This is a genomic window from Paenibacillus sp. 8b26 (genome assembly GCF_050626875.1).
Taxonomy (GTDB): Bacteria; Bacillota; Bacilli; order Paenibacillales; family Paenibacillaceae; genus Paenibacillus.
This window is the reverse complement of sequence record NZ_CP192445.1, coordinates 1,974,470-1,992,723: the sequence shown is the minus strand read 5'-3', so window position 1 is coordinate 1,992,723 and position 18,254 is coordinate 1,974,470. Positions and strand designations below refer to the sequence as shown.

Below are 18,254 nucleotides of genomic sequence, written 5' to 3'. Positions count from 1 at the left end.
AGGGAGAGGATGGCATGTACCGGCTGCTGATTGTGGACGACGAATATCATATTCGGGAAGGACTGAAGCTGATGGTGGTGGAAAGCGGCCTGCCTGTGGAAGTCAGTCATGTGGCGGGTGATGGCGAAACGGCATTACGTTTGTATGCGGAGCAGCGACCGGACATGATTTTACTGGATATTAATTTGCCGGATATGAGTGGACTGGATATTGCAAAAGTCATTCGGGAAAAGGATCAGCGGACACCTTTGCTATTCCTGACAGGGTACGAATCTGTGACGTACATTCGTCAGGCGGTTTCGCTTCAAGCGGTCGATTATTTGCTCAAGCCTGTGACCCGCGAGGATTTTGAAGCGGCCCTGCGGCGGGCCGAAGACCGTATTGTGCAGTTGAGAAGAAGCGAGGAGGAACTCATCCACCGTCATCGTTCATCGGAGCCGCTGTACAGGGAGCATTTGCTGCTGGATCTGTTACAGCAGCGGCGTCCCGCAGCCGAGGTCATTCGGGAGATGGACGGGCTGGAGCTTTCCGGCGAGACCTCCGGGCCGCCCTATACTGTGTTGTGCTGCGAGCTGGAAGAGCCACAGCAGCAGGAAGCAGCCGCCACGAGTGAGCTGCACAGCTACAAGGAGGGAAGCAGCCGCGAATTCGCCGGGCTGGCTTGGGAAGCTGCGGCGGCCGCCGGGGCGAAGGCACACGGAGCGGCGGTTTCCCGAGATCGGCGTGTCGTGCTGCTGGCGGCAGCATCTTGCAGAGCGGTGGAGCGGACGGCACAGCATATCCGGCAGGCGGTACAGGAGCGGCTGAACCGGGCAGTGTCCATCGGGATTAGCCGCCCTGTAGGGCGGATGGAGCAACTACCCGAAGCGTATGAGGAAGCTGTCCGGGCAGCGGAGCATCGGGGCTGGGTCGGCTATAGCCAGATCATCCCTTATGAGAGCATTCAGGCGGCTGAGCCGAACAGCAGTCATTTGCTGGAGAAGGAGCTGCTGATGATTACGGAAATCCGAGCCGGCAATGATGCTGCCGTACATGCGATTTTACAGGAATGGTCGGGACAATTGGCAGGTCTGCCCGTCAAGCAGGTAAAAATGATCGTCACTCAGCTCGTTCTGTTCGTGATGCGGATCGTCCAAAGCGATGCGTCCGTAGGCCAAACGTCCATGCAGGAGCAGGACCCGCTGCTGGAGCTGTCCCGATTGCGGCACGGTCCCGAGATGATCGACTATGTATGCCGCTACTTTGTGCGGGTGGGCCGCCATATCCGCGAATCACGCGAGAAAGGGATTCCACGCAAATTCCAACGGGCCAAGGAATGGATTCGGGAGCATCTTCAGGAGGATGGCGGGCTGAACCGTCTTGCAGAGTACATGAATATGAGCCCCAAGTATTTGAGTGCCCGTTTCAAGCAAGTTACAGGTGAAAGCTTCGCCGACTACCAGACGCGTGTTCGCTTTGAGCGAGCCCGAGAACTGCTGCTGGACGCGAATCGCAAGGTGGCGGAGGTAGCGGAGGTTGTGGGATTCACAGATACGAACTATTTTAGCATCGCTTTCAAAAAGCATACCGGACTGACCCCGACGGAGTTTCGTAAAACATTTTTGTAAACGCTCTGTTAAAAAAATCATACCAAAACAAAGAGAGTCTGGAGTCGTTGGGTAGTCGGCTCCGGGCTCTCGGCGCATAATAGGCTTGTAAGGAGAATCCAGTTCAGGAAGGGGCCGGTTGATTTGCTGAAACGAAGGTTACGGACATGGATGGCTCTCGTGATGACGGCGATTTTGACAGGGCTGACGGCTTGCAGCGGTAACGCTGGCGAACCGGCCAACCCTAATGCGGTCGAACTCAAGTTCATGTACTGGGGGAGCAATGACGAGAAGCAGGCAATGGAAAAAATGATCCAAAGCTTTAATGCATCCCACCCGGATATCCGAGTGAAGGGCGAGCATGTCCCGGGTGATTACACGACGAAGATTAACACGTTAATGGCTGCCAATCAGCTTCCTGATATCGCCTACCTGGGCGATTCCCTCACGATGAAATGGGCAAGTGAAGGCAGACTCATGGATTTATCCTCTTATTATGACGAATATCCCGAATTAAAAAACAAGCTTAAATCCTCTTATCTCTACAGCGAACCCGGCAAGTCTATCGGCAACTACACCGCCATGGAAGTGATGCAGTTATTTTACAACAAGGAGCTGTTTGCAGAAGCAGGGGTACCCGTCCCTCCGGCTGATCCTCAAAAAGCGTGGACATGGGATGAATTTCTGGAAATTGCCAAAAAGCTGACCAAGGATCAGAACGGCAGGCATCCCGGTGACAGTGGCTTTGATCCAAAAAATATTGTGCAATACGGCTTTGCCTTCGGCAATGACCGCAGCTCCTGGGGGCCGCTTTTAGCGAGCAACGGTGGAGGTTTGACTGACAAAACGGGCAAGAAGTACACCCTGAACAGTCCTGAGTCGGTGGAGGTTTTTCAGAAGCTGCAGGATTTGGTTTTCAAGGAGCATGTTTCTCCTGATTTGATACAGCAGCAGGACATGCCATCCAATACGATCCGGCTTCAGACAAGAAAGGTTGCCATGGTGGTGGACGGAACCTGGTCGCTGCTCGATTTTTCGAACAACAAGCAACTGCAATGGAGTATCGGCGTTCTGCCGAAGCTTAAAGAACCCAAAACGATGATTGTTGCGGGGGCCACTGTTATTTTCCAGAGCACCAAGCATCCGAAGGAAGCACTCGAATTTTATTTGTATCATAACAATCCGGAAAAGGTGGACTTGTTCAAATCCGGTCTGTGGATGCCTATCGAGGAAAAATATTATACCGATAAGCAAGCCATCCAATCATGGACAAATAATGCTGCACATCCGCCGGAATTTCAGCAGGCAGGCATCGAGTATGCCAGAGATTATGCAATCAAGCCGTCAACCTCTACCCTTCGCAATTGGCCTGATATCGGTTCCAAGCTGACCCCGGGGCTGGACCTGATCTGGACGAATAAAAAGACGCCGCAGCAGGCGCTGGATGAGCTGGAGCCCATCATTCAGCCATTGCTTCAAGGAGTATACCCTGATGAATAACCCGACAGGACAGCAGCGAAAGGAGAACGGCCCATGAAGCGACCAAAATCAGGAATGATGCGCATGGAGCGTAACTGGGGTCTGCTATTCGCGCTTCCTGCCATCCTGGGATTATTGATATTTACAATTGGACCGATCACGGCCTCGTTCGTATTCAGCCTGACCGACTGGACCATTGGCGGACAGATGACCTTTATTGGCCTGGATAATTACCGGACGATTCTGACGGAGGACACTACCTTTTCCCAATCCATGTTCGTGACCACATATTACGCGCTGGGCAGCGTGCCTCTCGGGTTGGTGGCGGCGTTTATCATTGCGCTGCTATTAAATCAAAAGGTGAAGGGCCTGTCGGTGTTCCGCACGATTTATTATTTGCCTACCATTGTGCCGAGTATTGCGAACACCATGCTGTGGCTGTGGATGTTTAACCCCGATTTTGGCTTGCTGAATTCACTGCTAGAGCATGCCGGACTGCCGGGAAGCAAATGGATTTACGACGAGAGCACAGCGATCCCCTCTCTGATTATGATGAGCACCTGGGGGATCGGGAACACGGTCATTATCTTTTTGGCAGGGCTTCAGTCGGTTCCTACCCATCTGTATGAAGCAGCTGAGGTGGACGGTGGGAATAGGTGGCATAAATTTTTTCACATTACCATTCCTTCGATGACACCGACCATTTTCTTCAATCTAGTTATGTCTTTAATCAGCACCTTTCAGGCCTTCAATCAGGCGTATGTTATGACCAACGGGGGACCTAACAATTCAACCCTGTTCTATGTATTCTACTTGTGGCGCACGGCCTTTACGGAGACCAAAATCGGCTATGCGTCGGCGCTGGCCTGGATCTTATTTTTCGTCATTATGGTGCTGACTGTCCTGATTTTCTCCACGTCCAAAAAGTGGGTTCACTATGAAGGGGGGGAACGTTCATGAATCAAGTCGCTTCTTCTGTCAATGATTCACCAACACCGAAACAACCGCATCCACAGCCTGAACGCTCCCGTAGTCCCGCCACCACCACCCGAGCCAAGCCGCTCAAAATCAGTCGTGTTCTGCTATATGTCGTTTTAATCATGGGCAGTATCTTAATGCTGTTGCCATTTGTATGGCTCATTCGCAGTTCTCTGATGGGCACATCACAAATTTTCGTGTTCCCGCCAGAGTGGATACCGTCTCCTTTTCAATGGAGCAATTACCCGGAAGCGCTGACCTCTGTACCGTTCGGTAGGTATTTTATGAATACGTTCATGATTGAGGTATGTGTGCTGGCAGGAGTGATGATGACCTCAATTGTATCGGCGTTTACCTTTGCCCGCCTGCGCTGGCCTGGACGTAATCTGATTTTTTCACTGCTGATCGGGTCGATGATGCTGCCTTACGCGGTGACGCTAATTCCCACTTTTGTGATGTGGCGTGAGCTGGGTGGGCTGAATACATTTCTGCCGCTGATTGTTCCTGCATGGTTCGGTGGAGGGGCGTTTAACATCTTCTTGATGCGACAATTCATGCTGACCATTCCACGTGATCTGGACGAAGCGGCATATATGGACGGAGGTACGCCTCTGACTGTACTATGGCGCGTCATTATTCCTTTATCTTCGCCTGCACTGATCGTGATCGGAATATTTACATTCATTGATGTGTGGAACGATTTTTTGGGCCCGATTATTTATTTGAGCGATGAAAGGCATTTTACGCTCGCGCTGGGCTTGGCGACTTTTCGGGGGCTTAACAATACAAATTGGCCTTATCTGATGGCGGCTTCCAGTACGATTTTGGCTCCCATTGTCCTGATTTTCTTTATCGGACAACGCTATTTTATTGAGGGCATCACATTGACAGGTATCAAAGGCTAGAAGGAATTGAAACTACAATTCAGGAGGCGGCTGTAGCTTTGGAAAAGCAAATCGGTTCGGCAAAGCGGGTACAGGGTGTTCCGGGCAGATTGGCCCGATTACGGTCGGAGTTTTCGGCGCTGGGTATAGATGCGCTGCTCATTACACATGGACCCAATCGGCGCTATATGTCGGGGTTTACAGGCTCGGCAGGGATCGTGCTTATTACGGAGGAAGATGCTTTTCTGGTGACGGATTTCCGCTATATGATGCAGGCAACGGATCAGGCACCGGAATATTCGGTCATTCGGCATGAGGCACAAATTTTCCAGACGGTGGCTGATCTGACAGACAAACTGGGCGTTCACAGACTGGGATTGGAGAGCCGCCATGTCTCACTCCAGCAATCGAGTCAGCTTCAAGCGGTGCTGGGTTCGCTGGAATATGTGCAAACGGAGGATATGATTGAACGACTGCGTGATGTAAAGGACGATGAGGAAATTCGCACGATCAGCGAAGCGGCGCGTATCACGGATACCGCCTTTACGGAGGTGCTGAATTACATTCAGCCTGGGGTTACAGAGCGGCGGATTGCGGCGGAGCTGGAATATCGGCTGCGGCTGGCTGGCGCGGAATCGGGCGGTTTTGCATTTATTGTCGCTTCGGGTGAGCGTTCGGCACTGCCGCACGGACTGGCCAGTGACAAGGAAATTGGTCAGAACGAGTTCGTCACGATGGATTTTGGCGCAAATGTGCGCGGCTATCTGTCCGATATCACGCGTACGGTTTTCGTTGGTCAGCCGTCAGAACGACATGAGAAACTGTATGCCATTGTGCTGGAAGCGAACATAAAGACGATTGCAGGACTTCGCCCCGGACTAAGCGGTCGGGAGGGGGACAGTTTGGGGCGGGATGTGATTGCCTCATACGGCTATGGGGAACATTTTGGTCACGGATTGGGCCACGGTTTTGGTCTGGAAATTCATGAGCAGGTACGCCTGTCCCGCGAAAGTAAGTCGGTGCTTGTACCGGGCCATGTCATTACCGTGGAACCGGGCATTTATATCCCCGGCTTCGGCGGGGTTCGTATTGAGGATGATGTGCTGATCACAGAAGATGGTGTAAAGGTACTGACCTCTTCGCCAAAAGAACTGCTTTTATTGTGAGCATTTTGCATACATCCCAAGAGCGTTTTCAAATCAGCAATATTATATAGATCGAAACGGTTTAGTTCGTCTATATATTGTACTTTCGAGCGTTGGGAATCGAATGATGCAAAATAACTGTAAGAACATGTCTGTCTGCCAGTCATCCAAAAACGATATGGAGGGATCGCATGAACATGCAAAAAAGACGCACGAAAATATGGTTGACCGCGCTGGCGGCTTCTCTCATCGTTGCTTTGACCCCAGCCATTCCGGGTCAACAGGCTTATGCCGAGGCGGAATCGGATGCAAAAGTCATCGACATCTTTAGCCGGACGGTGAACGATTACGGTATAGAGCTGGTCGATTGGCAAGGATATCTTGCGAACCCGTATGTGAAGCTAAAAGTAAAGCCGCCTGCGGACGCCGCTTTTCCAGTGACGGTTACGCTGAATGCGCAGGGCACGTCCCGGCTGATGATGGATTTGCCAAGTACGTTGTCGGCCCAAGGTGCAAGCAAGACCTTAACCTTTAACAACGCGCAGGAGGAAAAAGAATTCCGACTAGCCATCCATCCCGACCGGATCGGAGGAAACGGCGAAATAGAGCATTATACGCTCTCTATGTCCATTGCCGGACATGATGGGCAGACGAAGGTCCAGTCCATTCCAATCCGGGTGTTGGATCAGGACGACAATGAAGAGCCGAAAGTACCCATACATTTTGACTACCGCTTCGATACGATTATGCCCTATTTCAAAGATGCTTCTACCAGAAAAGCCGCAGAGCTGGCGGTGAAGGACTGGTTCTATTACTTTGATCTGGATTCCTTCGACGAGGTTCCTGCCAATGCAGAGGTAAACCATCTGCCGGGAGACGACTGGCAAAATGAAATACAGGTGAAGAATGACAAGCCTTACAAGGGCATGTGGGTGTTTATGAGAGGTCTGAACGGGCCTTATTCTACAGGCTTTCCGGCAAACAACGGCAATTATCATACACGCAATGGTGTGACTGTGCCGGGGAACTTAAACCGTTCCTACAGTCTGATTCTGGATTTTTATGATGATGCAATTCCATTCACATCGGTGGACGATGAAGAATGGTATCAATCCGATCTCTCCAAGGTAACTGATGTGCATGGGTTGATCATGCATGAATTTGGTCATGCGATTGTGTTCAGCGACACGTTCCCGGGCGTCAAGGCGTTGAAGGAAGCGGCAGGAATTGACCCGGACATTATGGCCTATCAACACAGAGCGGCCGCGTTGGACGGCAGCTATCATCTCTCTGGGGAGCTTGCGGAGGTTGACAGACTGAGCGGACAAAATGGTGGCTGGCGGCATATGTTCCCGACCCGGCGCTGGATGAACACGAAGCTTTCGCTGCTGGTAGCGGAAAAGGCAGGCTGGCCGCTGCGTAAGAATCTGACTCCTTTCATTGCGCCGGAAATCATTACGAAGGAACTGCCTGAACCCGCCAAAGGAAAGGCGTACACGGCCAAGCTGGAGGCCAAGGGGGGCGTACCGTTTTATGACTGGACTGTGACAGGCGGCGAACTGCCCGCAGGCTTTAAGCTGGATCGCTTCACAGGAACGATTAGCGGGACAGCAGACAGCGGAGCAGAGAAGAAGACATATACGTTCACTGTACAGTTACGGGATTATGATGAGCTGAGCAAGCCTGTGACCCAAAGCTTTACGCTCAAGCTGTAACTGAAAATAATCCATCGTGGCTGCCACGGATTTTAAAGTGAACTTGCAAGGGTGGAGATTCGGGGACAAAGTCGGCTTGATTATGATGCGTATGATTATGATGTACTCGGGCTTGAGTGGTCGGAGGGAGGGGAAATGAATGAAACACGATGCGGCGGATCTTGCCGTTGTAGGTGGCGGGATCATCGGTGCTGCCATCGCTTATTATGCAGCAAAATCCGGTTTGAAGGTTGTGCTGGCTGAGCGAGGGGAGATTGCTGGAGGCACTTCGTCCCGTTGTGATGGAAATATTTTAGCCATCGACAAGGAGCCGGGATTTGACAGCCGAATGTCGCTGGTATCACAGGAGCTGGTGGCAGAGCTGGCTAGAGAACTGGAGGATGAATTTGAGTATCGTGCGCCGGGCAGTATTTTGGTCTGTGAAAATGATCAGGAGATGCAGGCGGCAGAGCAGTGGGTCGCCCGCCAGCAGCAAGAGGGGCTTCCGTTTCGCATGCTGGATCAACGTGATCTGCAGGAGGAATGGCCGCATTTGGCTAAAGACTTGCCGGGCGGGCTGGAATGTGCGACAGATTCAACCGTGAATCCGGTACTAATGACGTATGCACTGGCCGGGGCCGCACGCCGAATGGGAGCCAGACTACTGCCGCGTACGCCGATACAGTCCGTCCTCAAGGACGAAGGGGGAAACGTTTGGGGTGTGGAGACGCCTCATGGCGTTATCCATGCTGGAGCGGTGGTGCTGGCGGCAGGCGTGTGGACACGCAGCATCGGTCAATCACTCGGTCTTCACCTTCCGATTAAGCCGCGCAAAGGACATATTCTGGTGTCTGCCCGGATGCCCTCGATCGGGAACCGCAAGGTAATGGAGTTCGGGTATCTGATGAGCAAGTTTGGCGGGCAGCGGAGTGTGGATGAGGTGTATGAAAAATACGGTGTAGCACTGGTATTCGAGCCGACAGCATCACAAAATATCCTGATCGGCAGTAGCCGCCAGTTTGTCGGTATGGATACAGGTGTGGATCAGCAGGTGATCCGGTTAATCGCCCGCAGAGCGATTCGCTTTTTTCCAGACTTGGCAAACGTGCCGCTGATGAGGGCGTATACTGGATTGCGTCCGTGGACGCCTGATCACTTGCCGATTGTATCGGCAGTGGACGAAATACCAGGGCTGTTTATCGCCTCGGGCCACGAAGGAGACGGTATTAGCCTCGCGGCAGTTACGGGGAAGCTGGTGACCGAAATGGTACGCGGCGAATCAACTAGCATTCCGGTAGAACCCTTGCGATATGACCGATTTGGGGAGGCTTTTAGCAGCAGTCAGGTTCACGGGGAGGTAACCGGATGAGCATACCAGACAAAATTACGACGATTGATACCCACACGGGAGGAAATCCGACGCGGACAGTCATTCACGGTGCGCCCAAGCTGGTAGGACATACGATGCTGGAAAAGATGACGTATATGGCAGAGCATCATGATGATTTTCGTCGTCTGCTCATGTTTGAGCCGCGCGGGCATGAAGTCATGTCAGGCTGTATTTTAACAGAACCCTGCCATCCGGATGCCGATATCGGTGTGGTCTTCGTGGAGACAGGCGGCTACTTGCCGATGTGCGGCCACGATACGATTGGCGTATGCACGGCGCTGATGGAAGGCGGATTGATTGCTGCGGACAAAAAAACGATTTTGCTGGATACCCCGGCAGGCCCGGTTCAAGTGCTGCTGGATGTAGACGAGGGGAAAGTACGCCAGGTGACGTTCACGAACATTCCTTCTTTTGTTTACCGTCGGGAGGTAGAGGTGGATGTAGAGGGGATCGGTCAAGTAACCCTGGATATTGCGTATGGAGGTAACTTTTACGGCATGATCGAGGCTGCTTCCATCGGCCTCGCGCTGGAGCAGAGCAATGGGGCAGAGATTGTACGAACGGCGGTGCGGATTCGGGAGGCGGTGAATGCTGTGGTTGAGGTGGTGCATCCTGAAAATCCGGTCATCCGGGGACTGACGCATATTGAATTTTACGGGGAACCCGTGGCTCTACAGGCAGATTGTCGCAATGTCGTCGTCATTCCGCCGGGAGGTATCGACCGTTCCCCTTGTGGCACAGGAACCTCGGCCAAGGTAGCGGTGCTGCACGCCAAGGGAAAGCTGGGTTTGCATGAGTCGTTTGTGCACGAAAGCATCATCGGCTCCATGTTCCGGGCTGAAATTGTGGGGGAAACACAGGTAGGCTCCTATCCGGCAGTGATTCCCCAAATTACCGGATCGGCTTGGGTGACGGGGCATCATCAATTTGTGCTTGATCCGGAGGACCCTCTCCGAGAAGGATTTTTACTTATGTGAGCATTTTACATCAATTCAAAGAGCGGCTTTCCATCAGCAGCACATAGATCGGAATGATTCTATCCGTCTATATATTGTACCCGCGAGCGACTGGAATCGAAGGATGCAACATACTGGATCTAAAAAATAAAGATGGGAAAGGGTTGGTGAGCATATGGCACGTTTTGAAGGTGTATATGTAGCGTTGGTTACACCGTTCACGGCAGAGCTGGAGGTCGATTACAAGCGTCTGACCGGGCTGTGCGAGCATCTGGTTGCAAACGGCATTAGCGGACTGGTTCCTACGGGATCACTGGGAGAATATGCAGCTTTGTCCGCGGAGGAACGGTCGCAGGTTGTGCATACGGTAATTGACGCTGCGGCGGGGCGAGTCCCGGTCGTTGTCGGCTCGGCGGCTCCTTCCACCAAGCAGGCGGTGCAATGGGTACAGCATGCAAAGGATGCCGGAGCAGCCGGTGTCATGGCGCTGCCGCCCATTAATTACAATCCGCTGCCTCATGAGGTAACGGCCCACTATGAAGCATTGTCGGAGGTAGGCTTGCCCATCATCGCATACAATAATCCCCATGATTACAAAGTCGATTTGACCCCGGATATCCTTGCGGACTTGTCACGCATTGAAAATATCGTAGCGGTTAAGGAATTCTCAGGTGATGTACGACGTATTCACGCTATTTTGGAAAATACAGAGCTGGAGGTCATGGTGGGGGTAGATAATCTGGCTATGGAGGGGGCGTTATTCGGCGCGACAGGCTGGATTTCGGGGGTACCTAATGCGTTACCCAAGGAAGGGGTAGAGCTGTTCCAGCTTGCACAGGCGGGAAATATAGCGGAAGCTTCCGCTTTGTATCGCAGGCTGCTACCGTTGTTCCGCTATGATGCCAGCCCGCAACTCGTACAGTCCATTAAATACATGATGGAGCTGGCTGGTTTTCCGGTCGGCCCGACACGCCCGCCCAGACTTGCGCTGCCGCAGGCGGATTATGACCGCATTCGCGAAGCTTTTGAGGTGGCGGTTCGTCCGAGCGGGGTCTCATCCTGAATGGAGGTGAAGACGATGGAGAGCCGAAATTGGATCGGCGGGGAGTGGCTGAGTCCTTCAGGCGAAGAAATGGTCGTTCGCAATCCTTCCGCGCTGAAGGAGGAGGTGGGTATCGTCCATTTTTCAGATACGGGCGATATTACACAGGCCGGGGAGGCTGCACGGCTTGCACAGGCGGGATGGTCGGCATTAAGTCCGGCAGCGCGGGGAGCTTATTTATTCAAAGCAGCCGGGTTGCTGGAAGCGAGTCTGCCCGAATTGGCTGAGCTGGCCAGCCGTGAAATGGGAAAGCCGATTACCGAGATGCGCGGAGAGGTCATGCGAGGTGTCCATCTGCTCCGATACTATGCGGCAGAGGGCGTTCGTTCCATCGGTACGGTTATTCCTTCGAATGAGCCGGGAGTGCTCCAGTACACGAAGCGCATTCCGCTGGGCGTAACGGCTGTCATTACGCCGTGGAATTTTCCGGTAGCCATTCCGCTCTGGAAAATCGCTCCTGCACTGCTGTGTGGAAACACGGTCATCTGGAAGCCTGCCGAACATGCTTCATTAACTGCGGTACGGGTGGCAGAACTGTTCGAGGCTGTACAGCTTCCACCGGGGGTATTGAACCTTGTCGTCGGGCAGGGCAGCCGCATAGGTGATGTCCTGCTGGAGCATCCGGCATTGGATGCGGTCAGCTTCACGGGTTCTACCGCTACAGGTTTGGGCATTGCCGAGCGATGCGCGCGCCGTAACATCAAGTACCAGACCGAGATGGGCGGTAAAAATGCCGCTATTGTGCTAAAGGATGCAGATATAGCGCAGGCGGTAGCGATGATTGCCAGCGGAGCCTTCCGATCAGCCGGGCAAAAATGTACGGCAACCAGCCGGGTGATCGTGGAACGGTCTGTCTATGAAACGTTTACGGAAGCCTTGCGCCAAGCGGTGGGAAAAATCCAGATCGCCCCGGCGCTGGACCCCGGCGCGTATCTTGGACCTGTAGCATCCGCAGGTCAGTATGAGAAGGTCATGTCCTATGTCGCGCTAGCCCGCCGGGAAGCAGATATTTTGGCCGAGGGCGGAGCCGCCGCCGGGACAGATAACGGGTATTATGTGCGTCCGCTGGTGGCGACCGGGATGAATTCATCACATCCGCTGATTCAGGAGGAGATTTTTGGACCCGTGATCGGTGTCGTGCAGGCGGACGACTTCGAGGATGCGATTCGACTGTGCAATGATTCTATTTACGGGTTGAGCGCCTCGCTATTCACCCACGATTTGCGGCTCGCCCATCGATTTCTGGATGAAGCGGACGCCGGCATGGTACGGGTTAACCAGGAAACGGCTGGTGTCGAATATCAGGCCCCGTTTGGTGGTCTGAAGCGATCCAGCTCACATACCCGGGAACAGGGGCAGGCGGCGCTGGATTTTTATTCAGCCATTAAAACCTGCGCGATCAGCTATGAATAAGCGGTTGGCGGGGCAGAGTGAGACGGTTGGCCCGTCAGGTCATTTGCTCGTATGTCGCTGCGAAGAAGTGAGTATGGCACAGTTGGAGCAGGCTTGCCGTATGGGAGTGGATACGGTGCGCCAGCTTAAAATGGCTACGCGAGTCACGATGGGAGCATGTCAAGGCAGGGTATGCAGACAATTGGTCGAGTCGTGGTTTTATAGCCAGTATCCTGCCGCTCGCCGCGAGGCGGAGCTGTTATCGCAAAGACCCCCGGTGCGTCCCGTGACGTTCGGTCAGTTGGCAGAGGGAGGTTCCCTATGAACCGTGCACGTATTGTGAGCCATCCTATTTTGGGGCCGAAGCCGGAGCGGCGACAGGTGTCTTTCGTTTTCGACGGCCGCCCCATGCAGGGCTTGGCCGGAGAGCCACTCGCGGCTGCGCTGCTGGCAAGTGGTGTCCGTTTGCTGAGAAGGCATGAGGAATCCGGTACAGCCAGAGGCATATATTGCGCCATTGGGCATTGTAACGAATGCCGCCTGACGGTTCATCCGCTCGGTACCGTCCGTTCCTGTCTGACCAAGCTGGAGGAAGGTATGGTGGTGGAAACCGGACGGCAGCTTTCGAATGAAATCACAGGGAGAATTGTGACATGAATAAAATGGCGCATCTCATCGTCATTGGCGCGGGTCCCGCCGGATTGTCCGCAGCGGCATCGGCTGCTGAACAAGGATTGCCAGTCACGGTACTGGATGAGTTTACGGAGCCGGGTGGACGTATGCCTGGACAATATCATGAGGAAGGCAGCAAAGGCTGGTGGGTCGGAAAACACGTTTCGGATGAACTGGTTACCCGTTGCGTGGAGCTTGGGGTGGACATCCGCTGCGGCGTATCTGTGCATGGCATGGAGTGTACGACAACGTGGGAAATTTCCACCTCCTGTGGATTGTTCACTGCCGATTATGTATTGCTGGCAACTGGAGCCGCCGAAATTCCCGTTCCGCTAGACGGCTGGACGCTGCCGGGCGTAATGTCCATCGGGGCCGCGCAGGTGATGACCAACGTTCATTATGTAAAGCCGGGAGAACGCGGCATCATTGTAGGCATGAACGTACTGTCCATGGCGATTGCCCGGGAGTTATCCGTTGCCGGGGTGAAGGTGGCGGCGATTACACTGCCGTGCGCCAATCCGCTGGCTGGTACGGCGGCAGATCCGACAGCCTCCGCCAAGTTGCTGCTACAGCTGTCGGGGCTGGCTCCCGCTGCCTGGATGCGTGCAGGCGGCAGGCTGGCAGCAGCGATGCGGATGGAGGACCTCATCGCGCGCTGCTATCCCCACAGAGGTTTCCGTCTGTGGGATATCCCGATCCGTTTGCGGACGGCAGTGCTGTCCGTCAACGGGCAGGACCGGGTCGAATCCGTGACCCTGGTCCACGTTAAACCGGACGGCTCGCCTATTCCTGGCAGCGAGCGCGTCGAACCCGCCGACTTCGTGGCGCTGAGCGGCGGATTGTATCCGCTCGCCGAGCTGGCGGCGGTAGCGGGGTGCAAATTTGTGTACAGCCCCGAGCTGGGCGGGCATGTTCCACGGCATGGTGAGCGAATGGAAACCTCGCTCAAGGGGCTGTACGTTGCCGGAAATATTACCGGCATCGAAAGCGGGCTGGTCGCCATGGCTCAAGGGCGATTAGCCGCCGCCTCTATGATCCATGCCGCTGGCCTTAGCGGAGCCGACGGGGAACAACGGATACAGGAGGCGATCCGTGAGGTCCATTTTACACGAAAAAACGCTCTGATCCAGTTTCATCCCGGCATTACAGAGGCGAGAACGCAGTTGTACCAGCAGTGGGGGCAAACCTCTGGCAGCGGCGCGTAACGGATCGTTGTGTTTGATATGCGTTTTTTTATCCCAAATTCGCCTTAAAGGAGGAACGGAAAGTGACTCTTAAAGCAAAAGCCCATATGAAAGCAAGGCCGTTCGCACTGAACGAGGTGGTATTGGCTGAAGGTCCCTTCAAACAGGCGATGGAGCTGAACCGATCTTATCTGTTGGAGCTTCAACCCGATCGTCTGCTGGCGCGTTTTCGGGAATATGCCGGACTTACGCCCAAAGCGCCTCAATATGAGGGCTGGGAAGCCATGTCTATTTCCGGTCATACACTGGGACACTATTTGTCTGCTTGCTCCATGATGTATGCTTCGACGGGCGACGACCGTTTTAAAGAAATCGCACATTATATTACGGATGAGCTGGACGTTTGCCAAGAAGCGCATGGTGACGGGTATGTATCCGGCATTCCGGGGGGAAAGGAACTTTTTGAAGAGGTGTCTGCCGGAAATATTCGTTCGAAGGGCTTTGACCTGAATGGTGCCTGGGCTCCCCTGTATACATTGCACAAGTTGTTCGCCGGTCTGCGTGATGCGTACCATTTAACAGGCTGTGACAAGGCATTGGCAGTAGAGCGCAAGCTGGCGGACTGGCTCGGGTGTATTTTGAAGCCGATGAGTGATGAGCAGATGCAGCAAATGATGTTTTGTGAATATGGAGGCATGAACGAGGTATTGGCTGATTTGTACGCGGATACAGGGGAAGAGAGCTACTTGCGGCTGGCTGAGTGTTTCTGGCACAAGCTGGTGCTGGACCCGCTTAGCTCGCAGGAGGATTGTTTACAGGGGATTCACGCCAATACACAAATTCCGAAGCTGATTGGGCTTGCCAAGGAATATGAGCTGACGAATGATACGAAGCGCCGGGCGACGGTGGAGTTTTTTTGGGATCGGGTGGTGGATCATCATTCGTATGTCATTGGCGGCAATAGCTTTGGAGAATATTTTGGAGCGCCGGGTGGTTTAAATGATCGCATCGGGCCGCATACGACAGAGACGTGCAACACCTATAATATGCTTAAGCTGACCAGCCATCTGTTTCAGTGGAATGTATCCGCCAAGGAGGCAGATTTTTATGAGCGGGGTTTGTTTAATCATATTTTGGCCTCTCAGGACCCGGTTCAGGGGGGTGTAACGTATTTTCTGTCGCTGGCGATGGGTGGACACAAGCATTTTGAAAGCAAGTTTGATGATTTTACATGCTGCGTTGGGACAGGGATGGAAAACCATGCGAGCTACGGCAGCGGCATTTATTTTCACGATCACGATAAGCTGTATGTCAATCAGTTCATTGCTTCCACGCTGGAATGGAAAGACGCAGGCGTTACGCTAAAACAAAGCACGTCCTATCCGGATACCGATCATACGACGCTGGAAATTCAATGTGATCAACCTGCCAAATTTATGCTGCTCGTCCGCTATCCTTATTGGGCTGAAAAAGGGATCACCATCCGCGTAAATGGCAAGGAACAAGCGGTCGTATCGGAGCCGGGCAGCTTCGTCTCTATCGCCAGAACGTGGATTGACGGCGATGTTGTAGAGGTGACGATTCCGATGTCGCTGAGACTGGAGCAGATGACGGATAACCCTGCCCGGGCGGCTGTTATGTATGGACCGCTGGTGCTGGCAGGGGACCTCGGTCCCATAGCTGATCCCAAGGCCAAGGATTTCCTGTACACACCGGTATTCATTCCCAAAACGGATGAGCTGGATGCCTGGATACAACCCGTGGAGGGCAAAACGAACACATTTCGCACTTTGGATGCAGGCCACCCCCGGGATGTGGAATTGTCTCCTTTGTATAAAATGCATGACCGCACCTATTCCGTATATTGGGACATCTTTACACCGGAAGCGTGGCAGGAGGCAGAAAAGGAATACACGGCTGCGCGTGAAAAGCTGGCTATTCTGGAGCAGTGTACGATCGACTTCGCCCAACCCGGAGAAATGCAGCCGGAGCGGGATCATAACTTCCAGGGAGATGCTTCGACTCGCACCGGATATGTAAACAACCGACCTTACCGGAATGCAGGCATTGATGGCTGGTTCTCTTTTGATTTGAACGCCGATCCGGCTGCTCCGATGCTGCTTGTCATTACCTACACAGCTACGCTGGAAATGCCAAACTGCGGTTTTAATATTTTGATTAACGGTCATCCGCTGGAGCATTTTAGTGAAGGCTTCGATGAGGCCGACAAGTTTTACAACGTAAATGCCGCCATTCCGGCTGCATATCTGGAGGGCAAGGATAAAGCGACAGTGAGCTTCAAAGCCAAGCCGGGACAGCGTATTCGCAGATTGTTTGGACTGAGAATGGTTAACCAGGACGTGTATGAGCAGCTATATCAGGCAGGCAGTTCAGGTTTGCATGAATGATATTTGAGATGTTTCGTGAGAAAAAAGTAACGTTTGATTTTTAGTCAGTTATGATTTATGATGTAAGAAATATTGGATGATGCTGGAACAATCATTAGGGTATGAGCTGATATATTCATCGTTTTTTGCGCGTGAAGCACACGGGCTGTTTCTTCCTTACAGGGGAGAGGCAGCCCTTTTTTGTTGAGATTTTTGGGAAATGTAACTACTTGAAGGAGTTAGCTTCCTGATATTAGGGGAATAAAACTTGGGTCAATGTAGTCTGGCTTTTTTAGAATGCTTTATATTAGAAGTTTTTCTTATAGATTTTGTGATAGGGAAACCATATAATATATAAGTTGTATCCAGTATTTTCCGAAAGTGGGGGTGCGATAAATTCGTGGTCTTTGGGTTGATATACATAGTTCATAGTTTAAGCAGACAAAGGGGATAGAGAGATGAGTATGAAAAAATGGATGTTGAGTTTGACCGCAGTCACGTTGCTATGGGGAGCAACCAGTACAATTCCAACGACGGAAGCAGCAAGTAGCTCCAAACCGATTGAAGTATTATTGAATGCGAAAAAAATACAGTTTCCGGATGCTAAACCATTTCAGGATGATAACGATTATGTGATGGTTCCGATTCGTTTTGTATCCGAAGCGCTGGGAGCCAAGGTAGGCTGGGAGAAAACAGGCGGTCAGTTGGCCGTGTCGATTAAGAATGACGCGCATGTGGTCAACATGACGGTGGGACAGAACACGGCTACCGTGGATGGACAGAGTAAAACATATGAGACGAAGATTATTTTGAAGCAAAACCGTACTTTTGTGCCGCTGCGGTTGGTAAGTGAGGGGCTGGGGCAAACGGTAGAGTGGGATAAAGTTAGCCGCTGGGTCTGGATTGGGAAGAAGGATATTGCCGCGCTAGAGGATACGGGGCATCAGGCAGTGAGCATTGAACCGTATAAGAAGGCATTCACAACAAAGTCATATCTTTTAGAAAATTCTGATGGTGAAAAATACAGTAAGGCACTTATTTTTAAACCATCTGAGTTGCCTGTGAAACTTCTACGTGATTTATATTCCATTGAGCCGTACACTGACGATAGAGGTACACCATACATGAAAATGAGAGTTAAAACTAGTTCTTCGGCAGGCGGAATTTTTTACATCACAAATAATAACGAAATTAGATATCGTTATCCTGTACCTGATCTAACTAGTAACAATGGGGATGGAACAAAAATGTTGTATTACCCAATTTATTCGTCCAGAGATGAATTATTTGATAAAGTGAAGAATTACAAATCCTTTAATATTAACAACATTGAATATATTGGATTTGATGGCTGGTCAGAGAAATATATTCCGTTGATGGTCAATTCATGGAAAGGAAATTAATT

The 18,254-nt window shown here is 52.4% G+C and carries 15 protein-coding genes; all 15 read left to right on the top strand.

Going from position 1 to position 18,254, the window contains the following annotated elements; genetic code table 11:
• The first annotated feature begins 14 nt into the window (after positions 1-14).
• On the top strand, positions 15-1,607 hold the full coding sequence (locus ACQ4MX_RS08960; RefSeq protein ID WP_431090198.1) for a response regulator: 1,593 nt from the start codon (positions 15-17) through the stop codon (positions 1,605-1,607).
• 123 nt (positions 1,608-1,730) lie between these two features.
• Positions 1,731-3,086 carry an ABC transporter substrate-binding protein gene (locus ACQ4MX_RS08955; RefSeq protein ID WP_431090197.1) on the top strand — a complete coding sequence of 452 codons (1,356 nt, stop codon included), beginning with the start codon at positions 1,731-1,733 and terminating at the stop codon, positions 3,084-3,086.
• A gap of 33 nt (positions 3,087-3,119) precedes the next feature.
• Complete coding sequence (locus ACQ4MX_RS08950; RefSeq protein WP_431090196.1) at positions 3,120-4,025, top strand: carbohydrate ABC transporter permease; 906 nt, start codon at positions 3,120-3,122, stop codon at positions 4,023-4,025.
• A complete protein-coding gene (locus ACQ4MX_RS08945; RefSeq protein WP_431090195.1) occupies positions 4,022-4,948 on the top strand; it encodes a carbohydrate ABC transporter permease in 927 nt (308 codons plus the stop codon). Before ACQ4MX_RS08950 ends, ACQ4MX_RS08945 begins: the two co-directional genes overlap by 4 nt.
• Positions 4,949-4,986: 38 nt before the next feature.
• Positions 4,987-6,093: a M24 family metallopeptidase gene (locus ACQ4MX_RS08940; protein ID WP_431090194.1), complete on the top strand. Its 1,107-nt coding sequence runs from the start codon at positions 4,987-4,989 to the stop codon at positions 6,091-6,093.
• 170 nt (positions 6,094-6,263) lie between these two features.
• Positions 6,264-7,787, top strand: a complete 1,524-nt coding sequence (locus tag ACQ4MX_RS08935) for an Ig domain-containing protein (protein WP_431090193.1) — start codon at positions 6,264-6,266, stop codon at positions 7,785-7,787.
• A gap of 139 nt (positions 7,788-7,926) precedes the next feature.
• A complete protein-coding gene (locus tag ACQ4MX_RS08930; RefSeq protein WP_431090192.1) occupies positions 7,927-9,135 on the top strand; it encodes an NAD(P)/FAD-dependent oxidoreductase in 1,209 nt (402 codons plus the stop codon).
• A complete protein-coding gene (locus ACQ4MX_RS08925) occupies positions 9,132-10,133 on the top strand; it encodes a proline racemase family protein (protein WP_431090191.1) in 1,002 nt (333 codons plus the stop codon). Before ACQ4MX_RS08930 ends, ACQ4MX_RS08925 begins: the two co-directional genes overlap by 4 nt.
• A 154-nt stretch (positions 10,134-10,287) precedes the next feature.
• Entirely contained in the window at positions 10,288-11,175 is an 888-nt protein-coding gene (locus tag ACQ4MX_RS08920) for a dihydrodipicolinate synthase family protein (protein ID WP_431090190.1), read from the top strand.
• A 15-nt stretch (positions 11,176-11,190) separates the two neighbouring features.
• Positions 11,191-12,627: an aldehyde dehydrogenase family protein gene (locus ACQ4MX_RS08915; RefSeq protein ID WP_431090189.1), complete on the top strand. Its 1,437-nt coding sequence runs from the start codon at positions 11,191-11,193 to the stop codon at positions 12,625-12,627.
• Positions 12,620-12,931 carry a (2Fe-2S)-binding protein gene (locus tag ACQ4MX_RS08910; RefSeq protein WP_431090188.1) on the top strand — a complete coding sequence of 104 codons (312 nt, stop codon included), beginning with the start codon at positions 12,620-12,622 and terminating at the stop codon, positions 12,929-12,931. The genes ACQ4MX_RS08915 and ACQ4MX_RS08910 overlap by 8 nt, the downstream gene beginning before the upstream one ends.
• On the top strand, positions 12,928-13,263 hold the full coding sequence (locus tag ACQ4MX_RS08905) for a (2Fe-2S)-binding protein (protein WP_431090187.1): 336 nt from the start codon (positions 12,928-12,930) through the stop codon (positions 13,261-13,263). The genes ACQ4MX_RS08910 and ACQ4MX_RS08905 overlap by 4 nt, the downstream gene beginning before the upstream one ends.
• Positions 13,260-14,483 carry an NAD(P)/FAD-dependent oxidoreductase gene (locus tag ACQ4MX_RS08900; RefSeq protein WP_431090186.1) on the top strand — a complete coding sequence of 408 codons (1,224 nt, stop codon included), beginning with the start codon at positions 13,260-13,262 and terminating at the stop codon, positions 14,481-14,483. The genes ACQ4MX_RS08905 and ACQ4MX_RS08900 overlap by 4 nt, the downstream gene beginning before the upstream one ends.
• An 86-nt stretch (positions 14,484-14,569) precedes the next feature.
• Positions 14,570-16,870: a beta-L-arabinofuranosidase domain-containing protein gene (locus ACQ4MX_RS08895; RefSeq protein WP_431091286.1), complete on the top strand. Its 2,301-nt coding sequence runs from the start codon at positions 14,570-14,572 to the stop codon at positions 16,868-16,870.
• Positions 16,871-17,307: 437 nt separating this feature from the next.
• Positions 17,308-18,252 (top strand): copper amine oxidase N-terminal domain-containing protein, encoded by a 945-nt coding sequence (locus ACQ4MX_RS08890; protein ID WP_431090185.1) that lies wholly within the window; start codon positions 17,308-17,310, stop codon positions 18,250-18,252.
• Positions 18,253-18,254 lie beyond the last annotated feature (2 nt).